Source organism: Halapricum desulfuricans (assembly GCF_017094525.1).
In the GTDB taxonomy this organism is placed as follows: Archaea; Halobacteriota; Halobacteria; order Halobacteriales; family Haloarculaceae; genus Halapricum; species Halapricum desulfuricans.
Map to the genome: position 1 here is coordinate 1,428,269 of NZ_CP064788.1, position 21,536 is coordinate 1,449,804.

Sequence of the window (21,536 nt, forward strand, 5' to 3'; positions counted from 1 at the left end):
GTAGAACCGAATGCCGGCCGGAACCAAAAACCCGTGTCTCCGACGACGCCTACTCGACGAACCGATCGTCCGACGTCCGGCGGTGTTCGTTGTCGATTGCGCCCTCAAGCCACCCGATCCGGGCGTCTTCGACCCCGTTGAACTCGGGGACAAACGGTTTGATATCGAGCAGCGGCGTCCCGTCGAGTACGTCGACCCCGGAGACGAACAGCGAGCCATCCGAGACGTTCTCCAACTCGAGGACGGACATCCCGAGCGGGTTCGGTCGTCGCGGGGCCCGCGTCGCGAAGACGCCGTGGACCTCGTCTTCCATAAACGGCTGGGGCTGCAGGTCGTAGTCCTCGGCGGCGTGGAACTGATAGAGCACGACGATATGGGAGAACTCCGCCAGATCGAGCAGCCCAGGTTCGTACTCGGGGTCGACCTCGACGACACCCATCGCCTCGGAGAAGGCACCCTGGATCGGCATCCCTGTCTCCTCGGTGTACGGCGAGTGGATGGTGCCGATCGGCTGGGTTGACCCGTCCGACGATCGGGTCGAATCGAGTCCGGCGGTCGAAGCCGTCACGCCGCTGCCGTCGGTCGTCGCCGGCGTCGTGACTTCCCTGAGGACGGCGGCGAGCCAGTCGGCCACGTCGGAGTAATCCCGGGCCGTAATCAGGTTGCCGTCGACGACGCCCGCATCGTTCACGAACGTCCCACCGGCGGCCTCGACGTCGTCTTTGATCGAGGGATGGCAGGCCAGTCGCCGCCCCTCGACGACGCCGGCACTGACGAGCAACTGTGCGCCGTGACAGACCGACGCGATCGGTTTGTCCCGCTCGTCGAACGAGCGAACGATATCGATGGCCTCGGGGGCTTGCATCCGGATCGCCTCCGAGGAGTACCCGCCCGGAAGCACGAGCAGGTCGTAGGCCGCCGCGTCGGCCTCCGCGATCGGCAGGTCGGCTTCGAAGTCGATCCCGTTGAGCCCGGTGATCGGCTGTCCGCCGGGAGCGGCGATATCGACGGTGTGGCCGGCCTCCTGGAGGCGGTAGTAGGGGTAACTGAGCGAGCGATCGCCGAATCGATCCGCCGCGAGTGCGAGTGCGTTCAGTGTCATAGGTTATTTGGGTGGTGTCTGGTGAGTGTCTGGATTATCTGTGCGTTGTTCAGTCAGTGTCTTGGCTTGGTGGTGTGTTTTTCGGAGCGTCGAGCAGTCGACTGGTCGGTTCCCCGGCTGTCCCGAATCGTGTTTCGGATGGCGCTCACGTAGGGGTCGAACCGGTCGGTCTCGAAGTCCCGCGGCCGATCGAGATCAACATCGACGACAGTCCCAATCGTCCCGCGCCCGTCGAAGACGACGACCGCATCCGAGAGTCGAACCGCCTCGCCGACGGTGTGTGTCACGAGGACGACTGTCTTGTCCAGGTCGTTCCAAATCCCGAGCAGATCCTCCTGCAGTGACTCCCGGGTCGCCACGTCGAGATCCGAGAACGGCTCGTCAAGCAGCAGGACCTCGGGATCGGGAGCGAGCGCCCGAGAGATCCCGACACGGGTTCGCATACCGCCGCTGAGTTCGGAGGGATAGGCGTCGGCCCGGTCGGCAAGCCCGACCATCGAAAGGAGCCGCTCGACTCGCCGGTCAGCCACAGTCGCGCTCGTGTCATCGACCTCCAGTCCGAAGCGAACGTTCTCGGCCACCGTCCGCCAGGGATACAGCGTCGTCGACTGGAAGACGAGTCCCCGGTCGGGGTCCGGCCCGGTGACCACGTCGCCGTCGACGCGGACGCGCCCGGAGGACGGCGATTCCAGACCCGCGACCAGCCGGAGAAGCGTCGTCTTCCCACAGCCGGAGGGGCCGACGAGACTCACGAACCCGCCCTCGTGGACTGAGAGGTCGATCCCCTTGAGTGCGGCGATAGTCCCCTCGCCGGTCTCGTAACGCTTCGAGACGTTTTCGAGGGCGAGAAACGTGTCCTCGTCAGTCACGGGGCAACCACCTCGCGAGTGACCTGAAAGAGCGCGTCCGTGGCCAGATACGCAAGCCCGAGCGCGAGCATATAGGCCATACTGACGTCCATCGCGAGACTCTGGGCCGTGTGGATGATTCGATAGCCGAGCCCCGGCGCGCCGAACAGTTCGGCGGCGACGATGATCATCCAGCTTCGGCCGAGGCTGGTTCGGACGGCGGTGAAAACCGACGGCGCAACGCCAGGAACCACGACCTTCCGAAGCATCGTAGTGTGATCCTGGACGCCGAGACTCTCCCCGACCTCGATCCACTCCGTCGGGAGTTCCCGGACTCCGTCGTGGGCGCCAAGCAGTGTGATCCAGAACGAACCGATGGCGACGATGACCGCCGCGCCGGCGTGGCCGATGCCGACCCAGGCGATGACAAAGCCCATCCACGCCAGCGGTGGGATCGGTCGCAGCAGCCCCACAGCAGGCGTGAAATACTCGTCCAGCCGCGTCGAATACCCCAATGCGATGCCCAGCGGCGTCCCCAGCCCAACACCGAGAAGCAAGCCGGGGACGTAATGCAGCAGGCTCTGCAAAAGGACGGCCGAAAGTTCCGTCAACTGGAGTGTAACGCCGGCGAACGCGAACGTCGCCGGCGTCGTCAGCTCCGTGACGAACGCCCCAAGGACAGCCGCAGGTGTCGGAAGCAGGTACGACGGGACCGTACCCGCGAGCGACCACCAGCCGGCCACGAAGACGACCGCGCCGACGAGACCGCGCCCTACTCGACCCGAAATGAGCGACGATCGGTCGACCGCCCCGAACGCGACAGTGGCGGATTCGCGCGTGGCCGACAATACGTCATTGCGATCGGACGGCCGACTAGCCATCGCTGCCCCCCTCGAATCGGAAGCGGTCCCAGATTCGCTCGTAGGCGTAGTACGTCCCCGTCTTGAGGATATTGGTGACGACCCCGATCTGTAGCGAGGCCGTCGAGTCGGCCGTGACGGCGTAGGCGACGACGACAGTCAGGACGATCATAAACAGCCGGTAGACCAGCGCTTTAAGGAGCGACTCACTCCAACTGCGGCGCGGATCGTCGACCGTGATCGGTAACAGCGATCTGCCAGCCATCACTGATCCCCGACGGCTTGGTCGTAATGAGACATATCGAACAACTCATCGGCCGTAAGACGCGAATCAGTTTTCCCGAGTCGGTGGGCATACTCGGCCAGCACCTCGGCCCCGGACGTAATATCGTGTGGGTCGGTGGTGTACTGCGTCGCCGGTGAGTCGAGCGCGGCCCGCGCTGTCGAGGCGTCGAGGGCATTTTCGCCACCGTAGACGTCGCTCATATACGTCGCGGCCTGGTCGGGATTGTCGTGGATGAACTGGGTTGCCGATGCGTGCCGATCGATGAACGCCGCAACGGCATCGGGACGCTTCTCCGCGAACGCGTCCCGGACGACAGTCACGCCGGCCGGTTCGCCGGGAATGAACTGCTCGACGCGTGCGACGCGCTGGTAGGGGGCGTCCGTACGCTCCTCGATCAGCGTCGGCGTCGGCTCCGGGATAACGGCCCCGTCGACCTCACCGGCGAGTAAGGCCTGCCGGGCAGCGCCCGGTCCGCCGAGATGGACGAGTTCGACGTCCTCGAGCGACGCTTCACGTTCGTTGCTGATCCAGTATCGAGCAGTGATGTCCGAGACACTCCCTTTCGGATACGTGCCGAGTGTGAACCGTCGCCCGTCTACCGCGTCGAACCCACCGCTGTCGGCCGCGAACCGGTCGGCGACCGACTCCGCGATCAGCACGACGAAGCCGTTTTTCGAACTCGCCGAGACGACGTGCGCCTCGGCGTCCGAATCCGCGACGACGAGTGCCGGAACCACACCGATCATCCCGATATCAGCTTTGCCAGTCGTAAGCAGCTGGACGATACTATTGCAGCTGGCTTCGTCGGTCTCGAAGTCGGCATCCATCGCCTCGAACCAGCCTTCCCGATCCATAACGACTGCCTGGAAGTGAGGTGGTGCCGCGTCGTAGGCCAGCTGGACCGGCCCAGTAGCGCCGCTGTTTTGCCCGAACACCGTACAACCTGAAAGGGCGGTCGTGCTGGCAACACCGAGACTCCCAAGGAACGCACGCCGATTCATCATACCCGAATATCGGAGAATATTGCCATAAGAGTAACGATTATAGCCAATATCTTGCGAGGGAGTAACCATAATCGGCAACAATTTTCGGATCTTTCCATAGCGGTCCGATCGCGTTCGAGTCGGCTCGTCTGATCTCAAGACTCTCGATGAGGTCATTGAGGAACTCTCGAAGGAGTGCAACGACTCCGGTTCGAACCGATCGTGGAACGCTGCATAGGAGGGTTGCGTAACAGCTACGAAAATCGAAAATATTAAGCAGTAAACAGCATTAAACAGCAGTAATGGCAAAGGTCGTTACTTCCCGAACGAGTCGAGAGGATGCTGCCTGAACGCCGCGAAACAATCACTTTCTGTATGATTTGGCGGTCAGTCTCGGCTGCTACCGCTGCGTAGATCAAGACAAGTCTAATTCACCACTCCAAACAGACGATCTCACCCGGACTTCGACGGTCTCTGCCGACAGCTGTTGCTCACCGCCCAACGAATAGGCTGTGGGCTGACCCCAGTCAGCCCGCTGCCGTTGCCTGTGACGCCCGCACACCAACCCCGTTCGCTTTGATCTTCCACCGGCGGTGTAACTCCTCTTCCAGTTCGTGCCGAATCCAGTCACAGAACGTCTTGAACGTGAACTCCTCGGGCAGGTCGCGCCCGCCCCGCCGCGGGCGGGCGACGACCGCCCACCTCAGCACGAGCCACAGGTTCTCCAGCAGTGCCGCGACGAGCATAATCGCAAACCGCACGATTGGATCACGTGTCGTCGTGATCCCGCGTGCTTGCCGCAGCAAGCGATAGGTTGTTTCAATGCCTGACCGCTTCCTGTAGAGGCGTTCGACCTGCTTGGCCGAGCGATCAGTAACGCCGCACGCGACGTAGCCACGGACAACCTCACCGTGCTTGCCGCGATCACCGTTTTGGTAGGAGACAGCGACCACGAGCGGGAAGCGCAGTTCCCGCTCGCTGTCTTTGTACATACGATAGGTCGTCATGTACGACTTGTGGACGTCGAGTTTGTCCTTCATACGTTCGCCCTTCTTGGGCACGTGAACGACCGTTGCGGCGATATCACGAGCACGGCGGATGACGCGTTCGTTGTAGAATCCGCTGTCGGCAAGCAGCAGGTCGATCTCGAAGGGGTAGTTCTCGACGCGGGCGAGCACGCGCTCGACCGCGTCAGCCTCATCTTCGTCACTGCGGACATACGTCATCGCCAGCGTCACCGGCTTCTTGTTGGAGACGACGTAGGCCGTGCAATAGCGGTGGCAGGTAGTTGTCCCGTCCTTGGGAGCCATCGAGCAGAGTTCGCCGTCGTCGGCGTAGTGCTCGCCATGATAGGGGTTATCGATGAAGTCGATGGAGACGATTCTCGACCGGTCAGGGTCGAGAATCGTCATGGCGAGGCGTCCGAGCAGACGGTTAGCGACGAACTCGAGCCACGCTCGGTCGAGCGTATGGAGCCATGTGAAGACAGTGTCGTCACACGGCGTTCCGTTGGTGTCGTTGCAGGTTTCCCAGATTGAGGTCTGGTTGACGCAAGCCAAGATGACGACGAGCCAGATGTCGCCGGGGTCGAGGGGGCTCCCCTCGACACCCGGCAACGGGAGTGGAGTAATGACTTCTTCCGCTACGTCTTTCACGTCCGATGCCGAAAGGTAACCGTCTGGATCGGGGATCTTGAACACATCCAGATCCAGACACTTTCTCGTTGTTAACTCGGCGATTCAATTCCGCTGATTACGCCGGTTGGGAAGTACCGAAGCTGCATACGGAAAGTATGGTACTGATTCCTGTTTTGCGGTTCCCCGGGTTGAGAAGAACGGACAGGTGATCGATGACTACGATCTTCAGAATAATCCGATCGTCCGATATTCCAGTTGGGTCGACAAGGACAGCACAGACAATAGGAACGTTGATTACGGTGATGTCGAGGCCAGGTTTGCTGTTGCTTTCTACATGGAGGAGGCGGTTCATTACGGGACTTACTACGGTGTGCAGCAGTGCTACGGGCCGTTCAATAATTACGTCCTGGATGTGCCGTTTGACGAAATCTCGATGACTACTGATGCCCCTGAAAACGTGACTGAGGGGGAGCCAGTAGAGGTTGATGTCCGGTTTGAGAACGATTGGAAGCCGTTAGAGGCAGATCTGAATGGAGAAGCCTGTATTTCTGGTTACTGTAGTGAGTTCTCCAGGGAGAACGTTTCTATCCCGACCGGTGGTAGAACGATAGATGTTGAAGTGGCGGAGCCGGTGTCGAACTTCACTGGCGATGTCTCAGTGGATATGGGTGGTACTCTTGGCTTGGATATGGAGGAGTTCCGGACGGAGAATGTGGCTACTGATTGTGACGGCGACGGCGAGAAAGAGGATGCTTCAACGTGTAGCACGGTGAAGATTGCAGATTTGGAAGGTAGTCAAGTGGTGAACGTTGTTCGGGCTCCGGAGGAGCCACCTGAGGATTCCGGGCTCTTCGAGGAGGTCTTGCAAATGCTGCAACCCGTAATCAAGATCCTGACCTTCGGGTGATGTTGTATAGTAAGTAATGTGTCGGAAGCCGTGGCTTCGGCTGGGAATTATACGGGATCGTTGAATTACAGTGAGGCGATTCAGGTGTTGTCGAGTCCGGAGTCGGCGGAGCAGGCGTTGATGTTGTTTCAGTTGGAGAGTTCTTTGGCGGTGGCGTTGACCTTGCTGGCGTTTGTTCCGTCGGTTGCGTTATTTGCAGCAGGGGGTGCCTTGGAGATGTATGAGGATTCCCGGTTCTGGCTGCTGTTGTTGGTCGAGGTTTTCTTTTCGGTGGTGGTGCTGGGTTCGGTGCCGTTCCTAATCTCGATGTAGGAACTGTGTTCGGCTTTCGGTGAACCCTTTTAAATGTCGGGTGAGGTATAGTTCTTAGAGGATCTGTTTTAGGGGTGGATTGATGTGGAATACTTAGTACTGAGGAGTTCGGTGATCGGCAAACTGAATGAGACGAATCGAGAGATGTTGGAAGAGTTGAAAATGGCTGACAGTGAAGGGATGCGGGTGAAGGATTTGGCCGGGTCTCTGGATAAGAGTAAGGGTCATATCTCTGATCAGGTCTCCAAGCTTGAGAACTATGATTTGGTGGAGAAACGAGTTGCTGATGATGGAAAGCAGCGTGTCTTCCTTGGTGACGACATTCGGTTCCTGCAGGAAGCCAACTTCCCCCGGTGAGTTCTCCGGGCCATATACTTTTTACATCTGATTCTTCTCAATTTACTCAAGGGTTCTCCCGTTCCTTCGAAACGGGTTTCCCTAGAGGGAAAGGGGTGCAGTAGTTGAGTGGTTGATGACGATCTGTACGATGAATTGGAGCCATCAGAGGATGGTGAGCGGTATTCTTGGGGTGATGTCGTTGAGGAGTTGGAAGAGCCTCGGATGAAGAAGCTGGCAAGGAAGATACGGAAGCGGAGGGACGACGTCGTTGAGGATTTGGATGATGCGATCGAGGAGAATCGTGAACAGCTTCGTAGATCTCAGGGCTTTGCGGGCGGTGATACCGAAGAGTTCCGTGAAAGGATACGAGAATTAGAGCGGGAGAAGCGGGATAAGAAGCAGCGTTTTGCTGACCGAGTTGACGAGATCCGGGACGAGATCTTGGAAATCCAGGAAGAGATTGAGAAGCTGGAGGACATCAAGCCAGTCGACGAACTACTATAATTCGTGCGTAGCGATCTCATCAGCACTCCAGCTCGTACTCGTGACACTGGTAGGTGGAACCGTGATGGGAGTCGTCGCCGGGCCCATGATGGGACAGATCGAGGACGGCTTCTCCGTACTCGGAGAGATGACTACCAGCACAACACTGAACATCTCGGACGAAGCAACTTTCTCCGCAGCAGCGGACTACGTCTACCATAGAGCATCAAACGATGGATGCAGAGACCCGGATGAGACAGGAAAGACCACCGTACAGGACCGGATAAACGAAGGTAAATACGACGCTCTAGAAGACACATTCCTCACCTCCCAACCACCGTGTGTGGCGACAGACGACCCACAGGGAGGAGATCAGGAAGGAAAACTCTCCCGCGTAGAATTCGTCATAGACGAGACCAGTGAGGGGATCACACTGAACACAAGCGGGCAGCTTTGGATAGAGAAAAACCGACGTATAATGGGCGTCAGAGATGCCGGATTCTACGATGCAACAAGAGAACAGTGCAGTAGAGATGTTTGGGAAAATGGACTACAAGCAGGTGGACACGCAGCAGTTATGGGTGCTGCAGTGAGTAGTGGCAACCTAGCTGTAACGGTAGCCAGTGGAGGAGTAGGATTTTTCACTGGTGCAGCAACGTCAGCCATAGCTGGAGAAAGATTCGTGGGCAACAAAGACAAATACATTATCTATGTAAATGATGGAGAAGCATCAGAAATCAGCGACGATATACTTGACGATAGCACCGGTTTCGGAAATTCAATCTATTGTTACGCTGTAACCGACCAGTTGACAGGATTTAGCTTAAGTGGGGACGACGGAGTCCAATTTCTGGCTTCTCCTCTTAAACAGACCTATGATAATGAGTTTGGAGGCAAGGTGGATGTAAAACTCTGTCCCGGGACTCGAGGATATATTCAGGTCAATAAAGAAAAGCCCCAGAACGATGGAGAGGCCGGGGAGAGCATCTGGGGATGGGCTCAGAAATACCCATTTATTCAGATAACCGAAATGGGGGAGTGTTAGAAGAGTTTCACTCCCAAGTGTCCCAAGTCATAGGTGTCATCCGGCATCCCGATTCCTCTTACATCTTCTTCTGTCTCAGTGATCTGACCATTACTTTCTATAACAAAGTTGTCTACTTCTACACCCTCTGATTGATAGTCAAAATTAGCTCCCGGATATCTTCCCTCTGATTCACTTATAGGCGATGAACCTCTTACATTCTCTTCTAGATATATATCAAAACCATCGGAAATATCCCTCTTGGAGAGCCCATCTAATATTGGGGTGCCATCAACGAGGGAAGTAGGATTTTCTGATTGTATTGTCTCTACAATCGGAATAATTGTTTCTTCACTATAATTTTCTGGAAGACTTGCTCCAAGGCCTTCTACTACTATTTCTCCATCATAGGCTATTACAAAATCACCTTCTTCACCATCACTGAGTTCTTCTGTTCCTTGATAGATATCGAAGCCATTATACTCTTCAGCAGAGCCAAATGATTCCTCCAACTCTTTTGTTACATCTTCATCCACGACCCAGATTGTCGCTGGCCAAGCCGCTAATCCCTCAGATACTTGTTCCATACCTATATCAGTCCAGTATTGAGGACTAAACACTCCTTGATCATCGTATTCAGAGACTGCCTGAGCACCTATATCTTCAGCTATATCACTCGGCCTTGCATATATGAAATTTGCAATATCTTGATTCCTTGTTTCTGGAATCCATGTCAGCATGTCCAGACCGTATCCTTCCAGGTCCTGTGATGTTTCCGTCGTGGTCTCTTCTTCTGTCGTTTCCTCGCCTTCGGTAGTATTTTCTTCTGTTGTGGGATCGCTGGATGTTGTTTCGGGTGTGTCGGTGGCGGTGTTGGTCGGCGTTTCTTCGTCTTCTCCGCCTCCGAGGCATCCTGCGGCTCCGACTACTCCTGCTGCGATTCCAAAGTCCTTCAGGTATTCACGACGGGTGCGTTCTGACATACCATCGTTTTAGAAGGATATTGACTTAAAATCCATCAAACAACCCAAATATCGTTACTTCCCAAATGAGTCGAGAGGGGCCTGTCTGAACGGCCCGAAAAAGTCACTTTCTGTATGATTTGACTATCAGTTTCGGCTGCTCCCGCGGTGTAGATCGAGATGATTCCGATTCACCGCTCCGAACAGACGATAGCAACCAAATCTCGCCGGTGTCTGCCGACAGCTGTCGCTCACCGCCCAGTGAACAGGCCGTGGGCTGACCCCGGTCAGCCCGCGGCCGTTGCCTGTGACGCCCGCACACCAACCCCGTTCGCTTTGACTTTCCACCGGCGTCGTAACTCTTCTTCCAGCTCGTGCCGAATCCAGTCACGGAACGTCTTGAATGTGAACTCCTCGGGCAGGTCGCGCCCGCCCCGGCGCGGGCGGGCGACGACCGCCCACCTGAGCACGAGCCACAGGTTCTCCAGCAATGCTGCGACCAACATGATGGCAAACCGCACGACAGGATCACGCGTCGTCGTGATCCCGCGTGCTTGCCGGAGTAAGCGGTAGGTTGTTTCAATGCCAGAGCGTTTCCTGTAGAGGCGTTCGATTTGCTTGGCCGAGCGATCAGTAACGCCGCACGCGACGTAGCCACGGACAACCTCACCGTGCTTGCCACGATCACCGTTCTGGTAGGAGACAGCGACCGCGAGCGGGAAGCGCAGTTCCCGCTCGCTGTCTTTGTACATGCGATAGGTCGTCATGTACGACTTGTGGACGTCGAGTTTGTCTTTCATGCGCTCGCCCTTCTTCGGAACGTGGACGACCGTTGCGGCGATATCGCGAGCACGGCGGATGACGCGCTCGTTGTAGAAGCCGCTGTCGGCAAGCAGCAGGTCGATCTCGAAGGGGTAGTTCTCGACGCGGGCGAGCACGCGCTCGACCGCGTCAGCCTCATCTTCGTCACTGCGGACATACGTCATCGCCAGCGTCACCGGCTTCTCGTTGGAGACGACGTAGGCCGTGCAATAGCGGTGGCAGGTAGTTGTCCCGTCCTTGGGAGCCATCGAGCAGAGTTCGCCGTCGTCGGCGTAGTGCTCGCCATGATAGGGGTTATCGATGAAGTCGATGGAGACGATTCTCGACCGGTCAGGGTCGAGAATCGTCATGGCGAGGCGTCCGAGCAGACGGTTAGCGACGAACTCGAGCCACGCTCGGTCGAGCGTATGGAGCCATGTGAAGACAGTGTCGTCACACGGCGTTCCGTTGGTGTCGTTGCAGGTTTCCCAGATTGAGGTCTGGTTGACGCAAGCCAAGATGACGACGAGCCAGATGTCGCCGGGGTCGAGGGGGCTCCCCTCGACACCCGGCAACGGGAGTGGAGTAATGACTTCTTCCGCTACGTCTTTCACGTCCGATGCCGAAAGGTAACCGTCTGGATCGGGGATCTTGAACACATCCAGATCCAGACACTTTCTCGTTGTTAACTCGGCGATTCAATTCCGCTGATTACGCCGGTTGGGAAGTACCGAAGCTACCTACCGTACCAGCACAAAATGATCCTGACATAGATCTTGGTAATGAGTTAAATGAGCCAGCCCGTCGCCAAGAAGGCTACCCCAAACTCAAGAATACCTTCTTAACTGAAAAACCACCTTGCGTGGCCACCGATGAAGCAGAAGGTGCAGATCAGGAGGGAACACTCTCCCGGGTAGAATTCGTCATAGACGAGACAGAAGGACCAATTGTTCTCAAGAAAGGAGGTCAAACATGGATCGAACAACGTATGCGAGGCGCTAGACAGAAAGGTTTCTATGAAGCAACCCAAGAAGAATGCTCAAGAGACATTTTCGGAAACGGAGCTAATGCAGCCGCGATGGGTGCAGCATTAGCTTATCAATCTACAGGAAACCCTTATCTCACCGCAGGAGCAGCTGCAGGAGGATTCATTATAGCAGGATCTGCTGAAGCAATAGCAGGGGAACGTTTCGTGGGAGCAGGAAATAGATACCTAATATTCTTCAAAGACGACGTATCTGACTCTAGAACGAGCGCTTGGTTATCAAATACAGATGCTGAAGATTTCTCCGACCGGATTTATTGTTATGCTTTCTTGGACGAACTTAATTTCCCTTGGTCCGACTATCAGTTACATAGCTCCCCTCTAGACCAGACACAACAGGATTTCAACGATAACTACGAAATTAAGTTATGTCCGGGAGACCGAGGATACATCCAGATGAACAAGATGAAACCTCAAAATGACGGAGAAGCCGGAGAGAAGTGGGGAAATGCCCACAATTTCCCATTCATCCATGTGACCCAGACCAAGACAGACTCATGTTAAACCTTCCAAATACGAACCTCTGTCAGAGTTGACCCGCATATTTACCCGGATCGTAATTCTCGGTAGCTGTAACGCTTACATCTCCATCCTCACTGAGTTCTATTCTCTCCATCTGGAGTTCATCTTCCCCAAACACGTATCTCGCTCCTCCAGCGACAACGTCTTCCCAACCTTCTGAACCTATTTCTGTTGCATCTTTGTAATCTATCTCAGTCAGAGCCTGACCTAGACTGGTTTCATCCACAAACCTATTCGCTTCTCCTTCTGAAGCATCTACTAAGGTCTTCAAAGTATTGTAAAATCTTTCCTCATCACCAGGCATCGTTACACTCATTGCGTATTCTCCGTCTGTCAGAACTAACCTATCTATGGTATCATCTGAGAAAGGTTGCTCTGCATCCTCTAAATATAGGATATCAAAACCTTCATACTCTCCTCTTTTTTCCATCTCACTGTTCAGACTCTGGGAGATATCTTCATTAAACTTCCAAATCGGAATCCAATCTACTCCCTTAATATCTGCTACAACTTCTTGTTCGACCTGAGACATGTCTACGTCAGCAAAATCGTATGGAATAAATGTGCCTCGTTCTTCATAGCCCTGCTGAATTTGATTAGAAATATTTCCCGCGATCTGGCTGGGAAAACCTACACCTATTGCCGTTACTGGGGTCTCACCATCGTATTCAGAACTGTTTATCTCATCCGCCGTAGGAACAAAATCCATTACCTCTGGTACACTTTCATCATGAGAATTACCGGTCTCTTCTTCTGTCGTTTCCTCGCCTTCGGTAGTATTTTCTTCTGTTGTGGGATCGCTGGAGGTTGTTCCGGGTGTGTCGGTGGTGGTGTTGGTCGGCGTTTCTTCGTCTTCTCCGCCTCCAAGGCATCCTGCGGCTCCGACTACTCCTGCTGCGATTCCAAAGTCCTTCAAGTATTCACGGCGAGTGCGTTCTGACATACCATCGTTTTAGAAGGATATTGACTTAAAATCCATCAAATAACCCAAATACGGGAGCTTTTGATACCCTTGATCCACAATTTCGAGAGGTCGATCGCTGCCATTTAGTAGACTAATCAATACAAAAACCACGATATTAGAGGTAGGACGAAGGGTCGATTAACATGGACGCTTCCCCGGTGTTTTATTGAATTGGCTGCATAACACTACTCCTACGGAGTACAGCGCTGACTGCCGGAAAATCGGGGACAGCGAAGGGATCCCGGCCGTGGATGGAAATCTGTGAATCTGAGACGCCAGAATTCTATTGATGCTTGTGTAGTTGTCGGTGGCAGTCTGCGCAGAGCCAGGTGACATCTAACGGTCTGCTGTAGTCTTCATGGTGGGCGTGAACGTTCTCCGTAGAACCGCATTCTTCGCAGGGTTGTCTTTCTAGACGTCCGGATCGAAGTGCGTGGTGGACTTTTTTCCTGGCAGCTACTTTTTCGGGGTGTCGCTGTTTGGCTCGTTTCTTGTACCGGTAGTGGTTCTGGGAGATTCCTCCTTTCCAGTTTGGGTTGTTGGCTCCTTCGAGGCCGTGTTCGGCGTTGCGTTTCTTGGCTCCGAGTGTTCCGGCGCAGGATCTGCTACAGGTCTTTCCGTTTCCCTGTTTTAGGTTGTCGAGTCGTGCTAGGTATGGGTCGTTGCAGATGACGCAGTATCTCAGGAGGTAGCGTCTGAATTCGCCGTCAACCTTGGCTGCGTGGACGAATTGTCCTTGAAAGGTTGCTGTGGTCAGTACTGTAGCTTGTATTGGCGAGTCACCTTTCTACGGTTACCTGGTGACTCGATTTTTATTAGGGTAAGGAGGGGAGGTGCTGCGGGTGAGTCGGTTTGATTTATTGAATATCTGTTGCCGAAAGGCTTAGTAAGTAGACGTGCGTGTTGCTTTCCGCCTATGCTTGGCACCAAAGGTGTGGCCTCGGCACTCACAGGGATCGTCATCGCCGGGTGTCGAAGCCGGCTCGGAACGCGGGGTCGTCCCGCGCTGGAGTCGTCATCGGCCATCGAGACGTTGTGCGGCAGGGAAAATGAGCGCACCGCTCTCGACGCGCGGTCACAGCGCGTGGAAGGGAATCGGGTGACGGATCTCGCCGCTGACGCCCTCGAGCGCCCCCGGCCGACACGGCCAGACCTGAAAGGCCCCCGGCGGCGGATCGAGGTCGCTCTCCAGCCCGTAGGTCGACGCAGGTTCGAAGCCGAACCGCTCGTAGAAGGCGGGGTCACCCTCCAGAACGACGGCGGCACAGCCGGCGCGGACACAGCAGCGCATGGCCGTGCGCACGAGTTCCGAGCCGATCCCCTCGCCCTGACGATCGGGAACGACGCCAACTGGCCCGATGACGGCGACGTCCACGCCGGGCGCGTCCGGGAGATCGGCGTCCGAGACAGCCGCGAACCCGGTGGGTTCGCCGTCCACCCTGGCGAGTACCGAACAGTCCTCACGGAGCGTTCCCTCCTCGCGCAACACGTCGACGAGTTCGGCCTCGGTTTCGTCTCCGAACGCCGCCGCCAACACGGCGTGGATCGTCTCGCGGTCGGCAGTCGCCGCTGGTTCGATATCGACCACGCCGGGGGCTTCTGTCGGCGGGTGTATTTATATGTCGATTCGAGCGCCGGGGACCGACGGGGCGCGATCACGCCGATTCGACGACGACTGCCCCTTTCATGCCGTATCGTCTGTGTGGCGAACAGTAGTACGTGTACGTGCCGGGGTCTTCGAACGTGTGCTCGAACGTCAGGTTGGTCCCGAGATCCGACTCGAAGGTGCCGTCGGTGTCGATGACGTTGTGGCTGCCGCGAATCCACTCCCAGACGACCGTCGTCCCGGGCGAAATCTGGATCGCCGGTGGGCTGTAAGCGTTGTTTCCGCTATTGCCTTCAGCCCCGACGGCGACGTCCACTGCCTCACGGTCCGTGAGATCGAGTGCCTCACCCTCGAAATGTCCGGTATCCGAGAGGTACGAACGCACTTCCTCGGGCACGGGAACGGTCGGGGCGTCGTAGCTCGGCGTCTGTGCACCGCCGGTCGAACAGCCGGCGACCGCGGCAGTGCCGCCGACGAGTGCCAGATACGTGCGTCGCGAGAGCGCCATACCAGGCTATTCGTTCGGCGGAAGGTGCGACTGTCGCCCCCGGCGAATATTGGTCATACCCACTCGACGCCGGTAAACTCGAACCGCGCGCCGCCGGCGTCGCTTTCGGTCACGTTGACGTCCCACCCGTGGGCCGTCGCGACCTGCTCAACGATGCTCAGCCCGAATCCCGTCCCCGTCTCGGTCGTCGAATACCCTGCCTCGAAGACCCGCTCGCGCACGTCCGGCGGGATACCGGGACCGTCGTCCCCGACGTAGAACCCGCCTTCCAGTTCGCCGATCCGGATCGTGACGCCACGGGTCGGGGAGCCCTGATCGGCCTGTGTGCCGGCACTCGATCCGCGCACCAGCTCCGGGGAAGCGCCGATGTCGCTGCCGGCCGATCCGTGCTCGACGGCGTTCCTGAACAGGTTTTCGAACAGTTGCCGGAGGCGGTTCCGATCGGCACTGACAGTTCGATCGATCGCGACCTGCAGGGTGGCGACGCTGTCGACGTTCCGCCAGCAGCTTTCGACGAGCGAGGCCAGATCGATGTGTTCGCGCTCGTTCACTTGATCGTCCTCACGTGCTAGCGTCAGCAGATCGTCGATCAGCGTGTCCATCCGATCGAGGGCGTCGACGATCGTTTCGTGGTGTTCGCTGTCGCAGTCCTCGCTGGCCAGTTCGAGCCGCCCGCGGGCAACGTGAAGCGGGTTCCGGAGGTCGTGGCTGACGACATTCGCGAATTCCTCGAAGCGGTCACGCTCGCGCTTGAGGGTTCGCTCGCGCTCTTTCTGCTCGGTGACGTCCCGATACATCCACAGGTGACCGCTTCCGTCCGGGAGTTCGAGCGGTCGATAACTCAGGGCGAATGTCCGGTCGTCTTCGAGCACGAACTCCACGTCGTCGACGGGATTGCGCGTCTCGATTCGGTGCTCAATTTCGGCAATGAAGGCCTCCGTGTCCGCAAATATGCCTCCCGCGTCTTCTGCCAGTCGCTCGCAGTCGGCACCGACGATGTCGCTCGGCGTCTCCTTAATGTCGAACAGTTCGAACAGTCGTTCGTTCGCCGCGAGTACCTGTCGGGATTCGTCTTCGGCGAGTACGCCGACCGGCAGGGCCTCGAACAGCGTCGAAAGCAGTGCGTTCGTCTCCTCGAGTTGCTGCTCGTATTCGCGCTGCTCGGTCACCTCGCGCGTGACGCCGACGACGCCCTCGACGTCGCCGTCGACTATCAGCGGTGTCAGCCGGTAATCGAGGACCTGATACCCGCCTTCCGGAAACTCGCCGGCGACTTCGCCCGTGAGTTCCTCCCGCTCGCCGGTGAACAACTCCCCGAACGCGTCGTCGTCGTACTGGGCGTTGATTCTCGGCACGAGGTTGCTCTTCTCGCCGACGAGGTCGTCCGGAGTCGTATCGTAAAAATCGGCCAGGTACTCATTGACGGCCTCGAAACGCGCGTCCTCGTCGTAGATGCAGGCCGATTCCTGCATCGTGTTGACCATCCGTTCGTACTGGCGTCGTTCGCGTTTGCGGCGCTCGCGCTCGGTGATGTCTCGCACCGTATACAGTCTCGTCCCAACCGGGATGTCGACCTGTTTGACCGTCACCAGTACCGTTCGTCGGTCGCCCTCTGCCGTCGTGATTTCCGTCTCAATGTTTTCGATTTCGCCGCGTTCGTCGAGTTCACCCGGCTCGAACAGCGGCTCCTCGAACAGTGCATCGACAGTACCGAGATCGGTCACCTCGCCCGCAGAGTACCCGAAGACGTGGCTGACGTTCGGGCAAACGTAAGAGAAAGCCCCGTTTTCGTCAGTCATCAACACAGTGTCGGAGATGTCCGCCAGGAGCATCTCGTATCGCTGGATGGCCGAGGCCTGCTGTTGGCGGTCGCGATAGTCAGCACAGGCTCGCTGGATCCGCTCGGCAACGTCCGAAAGCCGATCCGACTCCTCTCGCGGGAGGTAGTCCGCCGCACCTGCTGCAAGCGCGTCGCTCGCGAGACGCTCGGAGCCGTGTGCGGGCCAGAACACGACCGGCAGGTCCGGGTGAGTTTCCTTGAGTGTCGAGAGAACATCGAGGCCGTTTCCGTCCGGGAGTTCGTATGCACTGAGAACGCAGTCGAAACCGCCTTCGCTGAGTGTGTCGAGCGCGCGTTCCGGAGTCGATGTGACGACAACGTCCAGCCGGTCGTCGACGTCCGAGAGCGACGCTGCGCTCGGGGTCAGACTCTCGGGCTCGACTGCGAGCACCCGGACCGGCTGGTCCATACCTACGCAGACACATTCAGAACGTATATTTCCACCGACAGACTCGTATACTGCCGACACGTCCTTTGTTCGACAATGACGAGTTTCGGTCTACCGGTTCGATTCGTCGCCGGGCTGGACCAGTCGATCGACCTCGTCGTCTGCCTTCCACTCGCCGAGTTCCCTCGGATCGACGTGGACGAACACGTCGTCGACCTCCGGCAACGCCTGGATCGACTGGATGACCGCCGTCTCGATGTCGTGAGCTTCCCGGAGCGTTCGGTCGCCCTCGACCTCGATGTGGAGGCTCACGTCGATCTCGGGGCCGACGTAGTGGGCGATCACGTCGTGCGCTCCTTCCACGTCTGGGTGTGAGAGGGCGCGCCTGACGATCCGCTTTCGGAGGTCTTCCGGTGGTGCTCGACCGACCAGGTAATCGACGTTGTCCTGGACGATCTCGACGCCGGTGTAAAGGATCCCGAACGCGACGACGAACGCGGCGATCGGGTCCAGCAGCGGGAAGCCGAGCGTGGCCCCGACGACGCCAGCGAGCGCGGCGCTGGCAGTGAGCACGTCCGCGCGGTTGTCGGCCGCCGTGGCCCGCAACGCCGGCGAGCCGTGCTCCCGGCCGATGGCGTCGACGTATCGATAGAGACCGTACTTGACGACGACGGTCCCGGCGAGAACGGCGACCGCCGCGAGGTTGCGCGTGACGGAGACGTTCCCGCTGAGCACGGTCCGACCGGCCTGATAGAGGACGCCGATCCCGGCCGCGAACACCCCCAGCGCGACGAACAGCGAGACGAACGGCTCGATTCGCTCGTGGCCATGCGGGTGTTCGAAATCGGGCGGCTGGGTCGTCAGGTAGAGCCCGCCGACCGTGACGACGCTGTAGACCGAATCGGCGAGGCTGTTGACGGCCTCCGACTGGACGGCCAGACTGCCCGTGTACCACCAGACAGTCCCCTTCGCGAGCACGAGGGCCACGTTGCTCGCGAGCACGAGCAGCCCGACCCGGCGTAGCGTTGCCCGACGGGACCTCGACATCGGTGTCGGCTTCGATGCGAACGGTCAAATCGGCTTCGACGTCGTCTCGATCTCGACCGCGGTGTCGTCGCCGTGCGTCGTCGCGCCCTCCTGGGCGGCGAACGCGTCGTGGAGCCGATCGTAGGTGTCCTCGATGGCCTCGACGATGACGGTCGTCTCCGCGATGACGGCCATGAAGTTGGCGTCACCGTTCCAGCGCGGGACGACGTGCGTGTGGAGATGGTCGTCGATCGAACCGCCGGCAGCGCCCCCGCCGAGGTTCATGCCGACGTTCAACCCGTCGGGTTCGAGGGCCGTCTCGATCGCCTCGACGGTCCGCTGTTGCAGTCTGGCGTGATCGAACAGTACCTCGGAACTCAATTCCTCGTATGCGCCCGTGTGCTCGTAGGGAACCACCATCGCGTGCCCCGGGTTGTACGGGTAGTTGTTCAGCAAGACGTAGGCGTGGTCGCTCCGGGCGACGAGGTGGTACTCGCGGTCCGCGCCGAGTTCCGGGAGTTCACAGAACACGCACTCGTCGATTCCGGGATCGTCGTGTGGACGTTCTACCCACTCGATTCGCCATGGCGCGAACACCTGCTCCATGTGGTCCGTTGTGTCACCCCGACAGATATGCGTGCTGTTCGGCGGCTGAAGTACGTACTTAACTATTTCGGCCGTTTTCGAAGTAATACCATCAAAACGGTCTCAAATAGAGCAATAAACAGTCTGCATCTGTCTGAGGCTATAACACCGAATACGCCTCCAATCCGTCGATTATCCCGTAAACAGTTCCTAACAGTCAGCCGTTTTTATACCCCGTACGGCGGAACGAGTAACCACGATGGCAACGAACGCGGGGGCTCCGACCGAACGATCCGAGTTCTGTGAGCACTGTGGGCGGGAAACCATTCATTCCGTCTCGCTGCAGCTCGTGACCGAGAGCGACCGCTCCGACAACGCGGAGTTCTCGCGAGAGCCGTATCGCGTCACGGAGTGTCTGGTCTGTGGGGAACAGACGGCCGTACGGATGAACAACGCGTGACACCCCAGTACAGCACGCGGCTGGCGTCGAGTGCAGGGCAATGCGTAGCCGGCGCGTACTGATTATCGCGATCGGGTCGTCACTTCACAGCCGTCTTCGGTGACGATGATCGTATGCTCTTTCTGGCTGACGTAGTAGCCGTCGTCTTCCTTCAGGACGGGATAGCCGTGGACGATGTCCTGCTGTTTGAGACGGCGTAGCGCCATCTTCGGCCGGGAGACGTCGAGCCATCGAGTGGCGAACGGGAGGGTTCGGAACTCCTCGACGATCTGGTTGAGCGCCTGCCGGGCTGTCCGATCGCGGACCGACCCCTCGCTGTCGAGCGCGAAGATCTCCTCGTCGCTGCCCTCGCTGACCTTGCCGCTGCCGTCGGTCGCGAACGGTTCGATCGCCACCACGTCGCCGACCTCCAGTGTCGTGCTCTGGGACACCTCGCGGTTCGGGATGTTCGGCGTCGTGTGCTGCTCCCAGTGGCCCAGTCCGTGGCCGGTGAGGTTCACGACCGGGTTGAAACCGTATCCGTCGATGACCGACTCGACGGCCGCGCCGATCTCGCCGGTTTCGACGCCGGGTTCGACCAGTTCGAGGGCGGCGTCGAGCGCTTCTTCGGAGGCGCGGGTCAGTTCGTCGTGGCCGGAGAGATCGACCGTGACGGCGGTGTCGGCCAGCCAGCCGTCGACGTGGACGCCGATGTCGAGATTGACCATCTCCTCGCCGAAGGTGCTGTCGTCGTCGATCTTCGGCGTCGCGTGGGCGGCCTCCTCGTCAATCGAGATGTTCACCGGGAACGCGGGCTCGCCGCCGAGTTCGCGGATGCGCTGTTCGGCCCACTCGGCGACTTCGAGGTGTGACGCACCGACCTCAACCATCTCGGCGGCCTCGTCGCGCACCTCCGCGAGGATCTCGCCGGCCTCGCGACACTTCTCGTACTGTTCGCTCGTCAGGTCGACCTCGCTCATGTCGATGGCGTTCGACCCCCGCGACCGAAAGCGTTTGTGTTCCGCCCCGTGGTTCGGAGTCGCCGCCGACTAGAAACGGTCTCTGGCAGTCTGCATCGATTCCCCGCAGTGAGCACGCCCGGCGTCGCCGTCCGTATCCATGACGATCACGCCGGCGACGCTGTCGTGGCTGTTCTCGAATTCGGCGATCGTCCGATCTGCAGCGGTCTGTGGGCCCGCCCCTTCCTCGAGGTGGCGAACGGCCCGCCTGGCGAGCGTCTCGCGGGCGATGTCCTCACCGGCACCGGTGGCGCTGGCTCCGCCCGTCTCGCTGGCGTAGAACCCCGCACCGATCTGGGGGACGTCACCGACCCGACCGGCCAGTGCGAACCACCGACCCCCCGTCGAGGTTGCGGTCGCAACCCGTTCGCCGTCCGACGCGACTGCACCGACCGTGTCGTGCCCGGTGAAGTGATCTTGGACCCATGCGAGCTGATCGGCGGTGCCCGTCATCGGCGGGTCGACCTCGTTCCAGCGTCGCCGCGTCCGTTCGGTCCAGAGATCGACGCGCGTGTTGACTCCGAACGACGCGGCCAGATCGACGGCGTGCTCGCCGGAGATGAGCACGTGTGGCGTCGAGGTCATGACGGCGCGTGCGACCTCCACGGCGTGTTCGACACCCGGCATCGAACAGGCCGCACCCGCCGACCCGTGGCCGGTCATGATTCCCGCGTCCGTCCGGATCGTCCCGTCGCTCTGGACGACGCTCCCGACGCCCGCGTTGAACGCCGGAGCCGACTCCAGCCAGCGAACGGCGGCGACGACGGCGTCGACCGGTGACGCGGCTTCCGAGCCCCTGCTGGCCGCCGTTTCCAGCACCGAAAGCCGTTCGGACGGCTGTTCCGGCTGTGTGCCTGCCCCGCCGTGCACGATCACGTCCATACCCCGTGTTTTCGCCCGTCTGACTTAACTCTCCACGTCGGCACGTGACGCCACGAGCAGCCGATGCGCGCGCATCGACGCAATTACTATAATGTTCTATAATTAATGTACTTGTATGACGCCACAACGAGTCAGTGAGCGTCTCGAGCAACTCCAGGAACGGGTCGA

23 protein-coding genes are annotated in these 21,536 nt (G+C 58.6%); 7 read left to right on the forward strand and 16 right to left on the reverse strand.

The annotated features are described in order from the left end of the window. Positions 1-49 precede the first annotated feature (49 nt). The 6 genes from tsaA to HSR122_RS07410 form a co-directional block, all read right to left on the reverse strand. Positions 50-1,102 carry a tRNA (N6-threonylcarbamoyladenosine(37)-N6)-methyltransferase TrmO gene (gene tsaA, locus HSR122_RS07385; RefSeq protein WP_229112144.1) on the reverse strand — a complete coding sequence of 351 codons (1,053 nt, stop codon included), beginning with the start codon at positions 1,100-1,102 and terminating at the stop codon, positions 50-52. Positions 1,103-1,155: 53 nt separating this feature from the next. Then, on the reverse strand, positions 1,156-1,971 hold the full coding sequence (locus HSR122_RS07390; protein ID WP_229112145.1) for an ABC transporter ATP-binding protein: 816 nt from the start codon (positions 1,969-1,971) through the stop codon (positions 1,156-1,158). Beyond that, on the reverse strand, positions 1,968-2,831 hold the full coding sequence (locus HSR122_RS07395) for an ABC transporter permease (protein WP_229112146.1): 864 nt from the start codon (positions 2,829-2,831) through the stop codon (positions 1,968-1,970). The genes HSR122_RS07390 and HSR122_RS07395 overlap by 4 nt, the downstream gene beginning before the upstream one ends. Continuing rightward, positions 2,824-3,075, reverse strand: coding sequence for a DUF2061 domain-containing protein (locus HSR122_RS07400; RefSeq protein ID WP_229112147.1), 252 nt, complete (start codon positions 3,073-3,075; stop codon positions 2,824-2,826). The genes HSR122_RS07395 and HSR122_RS07400 overlap by 8 nt, the downstream gene beginning before the upstream one ends. Then, positions 3,075-4,100 (reverse strand): ABC transporter substrate-binding protein, encoded by a 1,026-nt coding sequence (locus HSR122_RS07405; protein ID WP_229112148.1) that lies wholly within the window; start codon positions 4,098-4,100, stop codon positions 3,075-3,077. The genes HSR122_RS07400 and HSR122_RS07405 overlap by 1 nt, the downstream gene beginning before the upstream one ends. 506 nt (positions 4,101-4,606) lie before the next feature. Then, the gene (locus HSR122_RS07410) at positions 4,607-5,779 is read right to left on the reverse strand and encodes an ISH3 family transposase (protein WP_229112149.1); all 1,173 of its coding nucleotides are present in this window, start codon (positions 5,777-5,779) and stop codon (positions 4,607-4,609) included. Between the two features lie 61 nt (positions 5,780-5,840). Here HSR122_RS07410 and HSR122_RS07415 point away from each other — a divergent pair, with 61 nt between their 5' ends. The 5 genes from HSR122_RS07415 to HSR122_RS07435 all read left to right on the forward strand — a co-directional run bounded on the left by HSR122_RS07415 (position 5,841) and on the right by HSR122_RS07435 (position 8,802). Further along, on the forward strand, positions 5,841-6,623 hold the full coding sequence (locus HSR122_RS07415) for a hypothetical protein (RefSeq protein ID WP_229112150.1): 783 nt from the start codon (positions 5,841-5,843) through the stop codon (positions 6,621-6,623). A gap of 18 nt (positions 6,624-6,641) precedes the next feature. Next, positions 6,642-6,935, forward strand: coding sequence for a hypothetical protein (locus HSR122_RS07420; protein ID WP_229112151.1), 294 nt, complete (start codon positions 6,642-6,644; stop codon positions 6,933-6,935). Positions 6,936-7,019: 84 nt separating this feature from the next. Beyond that, positions 7,020-7,292 (forward strand): HVO_A0114 family putative DNA-binding protein, encoded by a 273-nt coding sequence (locus HSR122_RS07425; protein ID WP_229112152.1) that lies wholly within the window; start codon positions 7,020-7,022, stop codon positions 7,290-7,292. Between the two features lie 108 nt (positions 7,293-7,400). Further along, a complete protein-coding gene (locus tag HSR122_RS07430; protein WP_229112153.1) occupies positions 7,401-7,778 on the forward strand; it encodes a hypothetical protein in 378 nt (125 codons plus the stop codon). Between the two features lie 64 nt (positions 7,779-7,842). Further along, positions 7,843-8,802 carry a hypothetical protein gene (locus HSR122_RS07435; protein ID WP_229112154.1) on the forward strand — a complete coding sequence of 320 codons (960 nt, stop codon included), beginning with the start codon at positions 7,843-7,845 and terminating at the stop codon, positions 8,800-8,802. Here the strand turns inward: HSR122_RS07435 and HSR122_RS07440 are convergent. Together HSR122_RS07440 and HSR122_RS07445 are read right to left on the reverse strand one after the other, a co-directional pair. Further along, the gene (locus tag HSR122_RS07440) at positions 8,799-9,764 is read right to left on the reverse strand and encodes a hypothetical protein (RefSeq protein ID WP_229112155.1); all 966 of its coding nucleotides are present in this window, start codon (positions 9,762-9,764) and stop codon (positions 8,799-8,801) included. The genes HSR122_RS07435 and HSR122_RS07440 overlap by 4 nt on opposite strands. 266 nt (positions 9,765-10,030) lie before the next feature. Further along, on the reverse strand, positions 10,031-11,203 hold the full coding sequence (locus HSR122_RS07445; RefSeq protein ID WP_229110974.1) for an ISH3 family transposase: 1,173 nt from the start codon (positions 11,201-11,203) through the stop codon (positions 10,031-10,033). Between the two features lie 203 nt (positions 11,204-11,406). On the opposite strand from HSR122_RS07445, the gene HSR122_RS07450 reads away from it, so the two are divergent. Then, positions 11,407-12,093 carry a hypothetical protein gene (locus tag HSR122_RS07450; RefSeq protein WP_229112156.1) on the forward strand — a complete coding sequence of 229 codons (687 nt, stop codon included), beginning with the start codon at positions 11,407-11,409 and terminating at the stop codon, positions 12,091-12,093. A gap of 22 nt (positions 12,094-12,115) precedes the next feature. Here HSR122_RS07450 and HSR122_RS07455 read toward each other — a convergent pair whose 3' ends face one another. The 6 genes from HSR122_RS07455 to HSR122_RS07480 all read right to left on the reverse strand — a co-directional run bounded on the left by HSR122_RS07455 (position 12,116) and on the right by HSR122_RS07480 (position 19,049). Further along, on the reverse strand, positions 12,116-13,054 hold the full coding sequence (locus HSR122_RS07455; protein ID WP_229112157.1) for a hypothetical protein: 939 nt from the start codon (positions 13,052-13,054) through the stop codon (positions 12,116-12,118). Between the two features lie 1,096 nt (positions 13,055-14,150). After that, entirely contained in the window at positions 14,151-14,663 is a 513-nt protein-coding gene (locus HSR122_RS07460; RefSeq protein WP_229112158.1) for a GNAT family N-acetyltransferase, read from the reverse strand. Positions 14,664-14,730: 67 nt separating this feature from the next. Beyond that, the gene (locus HSR122_RS07465) at positions 14,731-15,189 is read right to left on the reverse strand and encodes a halocyanin domain-containing protein (protein ID WP_229112159.1); all 459 of its coding nucleotides are present in this window, start codon (positions 15,187-15,189) and stop codon (positions 14,731-14,733) included. Positions 15,190-15,242: 53 nt separating this feature from the next. Next, entirely contained in the window at positions 15,243-17,438 is a 2,196-nt protein-coding gene (locus HSR122_RS07470) for a hybrid sensor histidine kinase/response regulator (protein ID WP_229112160.1), read from the reverse strand. 90 nt (positions 17,439-17,528) lie between these two features. After that, complete coding sequence (locus HSR122_RS07475) at positions 17,529-18,464, reverse strand: cation diffusion facilitator family transporter (protein WP_229112161.1); 936 nt, start codon at positions 18,462-18,464, stop codon at positions 17,529-17,531. Between the two features lie 24 nt (positions 18,465-18,488). Further along, positions 18,489-19,049 (reverse strand): HIT family protein, encoded by a 561-nt coding sequence (locus HSR122_RS07480; RefSeq protein ID WP_229112162.1) that lies wholly within the window; start codon positions 19,047-19,049, stop codon positions 18,489-18,491. A gap of 238 nt (positions 19,050-19,287) precedes the next feature. Here HSR122_RS07480 and HSR122_RS07485 point away from each other — a divergent pair, with 238 nt between their 5' ends. Continuing rightward, positions 19,288-19,488, forward strand: a complete 201-nt coding sequence (locus tag HSR122_RS07485; protein WP_229108949.1) for a DUF7835 family putative zinc beta-ribbon protein — start codon at positions 19,288-19,290, stop codon at positions 19,486-19,488. A gap of 62 nt (positions 19,489-19,550) precedes the next feature. Here HSR122_RS07485 and map read toward each other — a convergent pair whose 3' ends face one another. Further along, on the reverse strand, positions 19,551-20,447 hold the full coding sequence (map, locus tag HSR122_RS07490; RefSeq protein ID WP_229108951.1) for a type II methionyl aminopeptidase: 897 nt from the start codon (positions 20,445-20,447) through the stop codon (positions 19,551-19,553). A 69-nt stretch (positions 20,448-20,516) separates the two neighbouring features. Continuing rightward, a complete protein-coding gene (locus tag HSR122_RS07495; RefSeq protein ID WP_229108953.1) occupies positions 20,517-21,368 on the reverse strand; it encodes an isoaspartyl peptidase/L-asparaginase in 852 nt (283 codons plus the stop codon). Between the last annotated feature and the right edge of the window lie 168 nt (positions 21,369-21,536).

What these genes read in the sequence shown, in the direction of transcription:
- tsaA (WP_229112144.1), bottom strand. Translation starts at nt 1,102, where the DNA reads ATGACACTGAACGCACTCGCACTCGCGGCGGATCGATTCGGCGATCGC.
- HSR122_RS07395 (WP_229112146.1), bottom strand. Translation starts at nt 2,831, where the DNA reads ATGGCTAGTCGGCCGTCCGATCGCAATGACGTATTGTCGGCCACGCGC.
- HSR122_RS07400 (WP_229112147.1), bottom strand. Translation starts at nt 3,075, where the DNA reads ATGGCTGGCAGATCGCTGTTACCGATCACGGTCGACGATCCGCGCCGC.
- HSR122_RS07405 (WP_229112148.1), bottom strand. Translation starts at nt 4,100, where the DNA reads ATGATGAATCGGCGTGCGTTCCTTGGGAGTCTCGGTGTTGCCAGCACG.
- HSR122_RS07435 (WP_229112154.1), top strand. Translation starts at nt 7,843, where the DNA reads ATGGGAGTCGTCGCCGGGCCCATGATGGGACAGATCGAGGACGGCTTC.
- HSR122_RS07440 (WP_229112155.1), bottom strand. Translation starts at nt 9,764, where the DNA reads ATGTCAGAACGCACCCGTCGTGAATACCTGAAGGACTTTGGAATCGCA.
- HSR122_RS07455 (WP_229112157.1), bottom strand. Translation starts at nt 13,054, where the DNA reads ATGTCAGAACGCACTCGCCGTGAATACTTGAAGGACTTTGGAATCGCA.
- HSR122_RS07465 (WP_229112159.1), bottom strand. Translation starts at nt 15,189, where the DNA reads ATGGCGCTCTCGCGACGCACGTATCTGGCACTCGTCGGCGGCACTGCC.
- HSR122_RS07470 (WP_229112160.1), bottom strand. Translation starts at nt 17,438, where the DNA reads ATGGACCAGCCGGTCCGGGTGCTCGCAGTCGAGCCCGAGAGTCTGACC.
- HSR122_RS07475 (WP_229112161.1), bottom strand. Translation starts at nt 18,464, where the DNA reads ATGTCGAGGTCCCGTCGGGCAACGCTACGCCGGGTCGGGCTGCTCGTG.
- HSR122_RS07480 (WP_229112162.1), bottom strand. Translation starts at nt 19,049, where the DNA reads ATGGAGCAGGTGTTCGCGCCATGGCGAATCGAGTGGGTAGAACGTCCA.
- HSR122_RS07485 (WP_229108949.1), top strand. Translation starts at nt 19,288, where the DNA reads ATGGCAACGAACGCGGGGGCTCCGACCGAACGATCCGAGTTCTGTGAG.
- map (WP_229108951.1), bottom strand. Translation starts at nt 20,447, where the DNA reads ATGAGCGAGGTCGACCTGACGAGCGAACAGTACGAGAAGTGTCGCGAG.
- HSR122_RS07495 (WP_229108953.1), bottom strand. Translation starts at nt 21,368, where the DNA reads ATGGACGTGATCGTGCACGGCGGGGCAGGCACACAGCCGGAACAGCCG.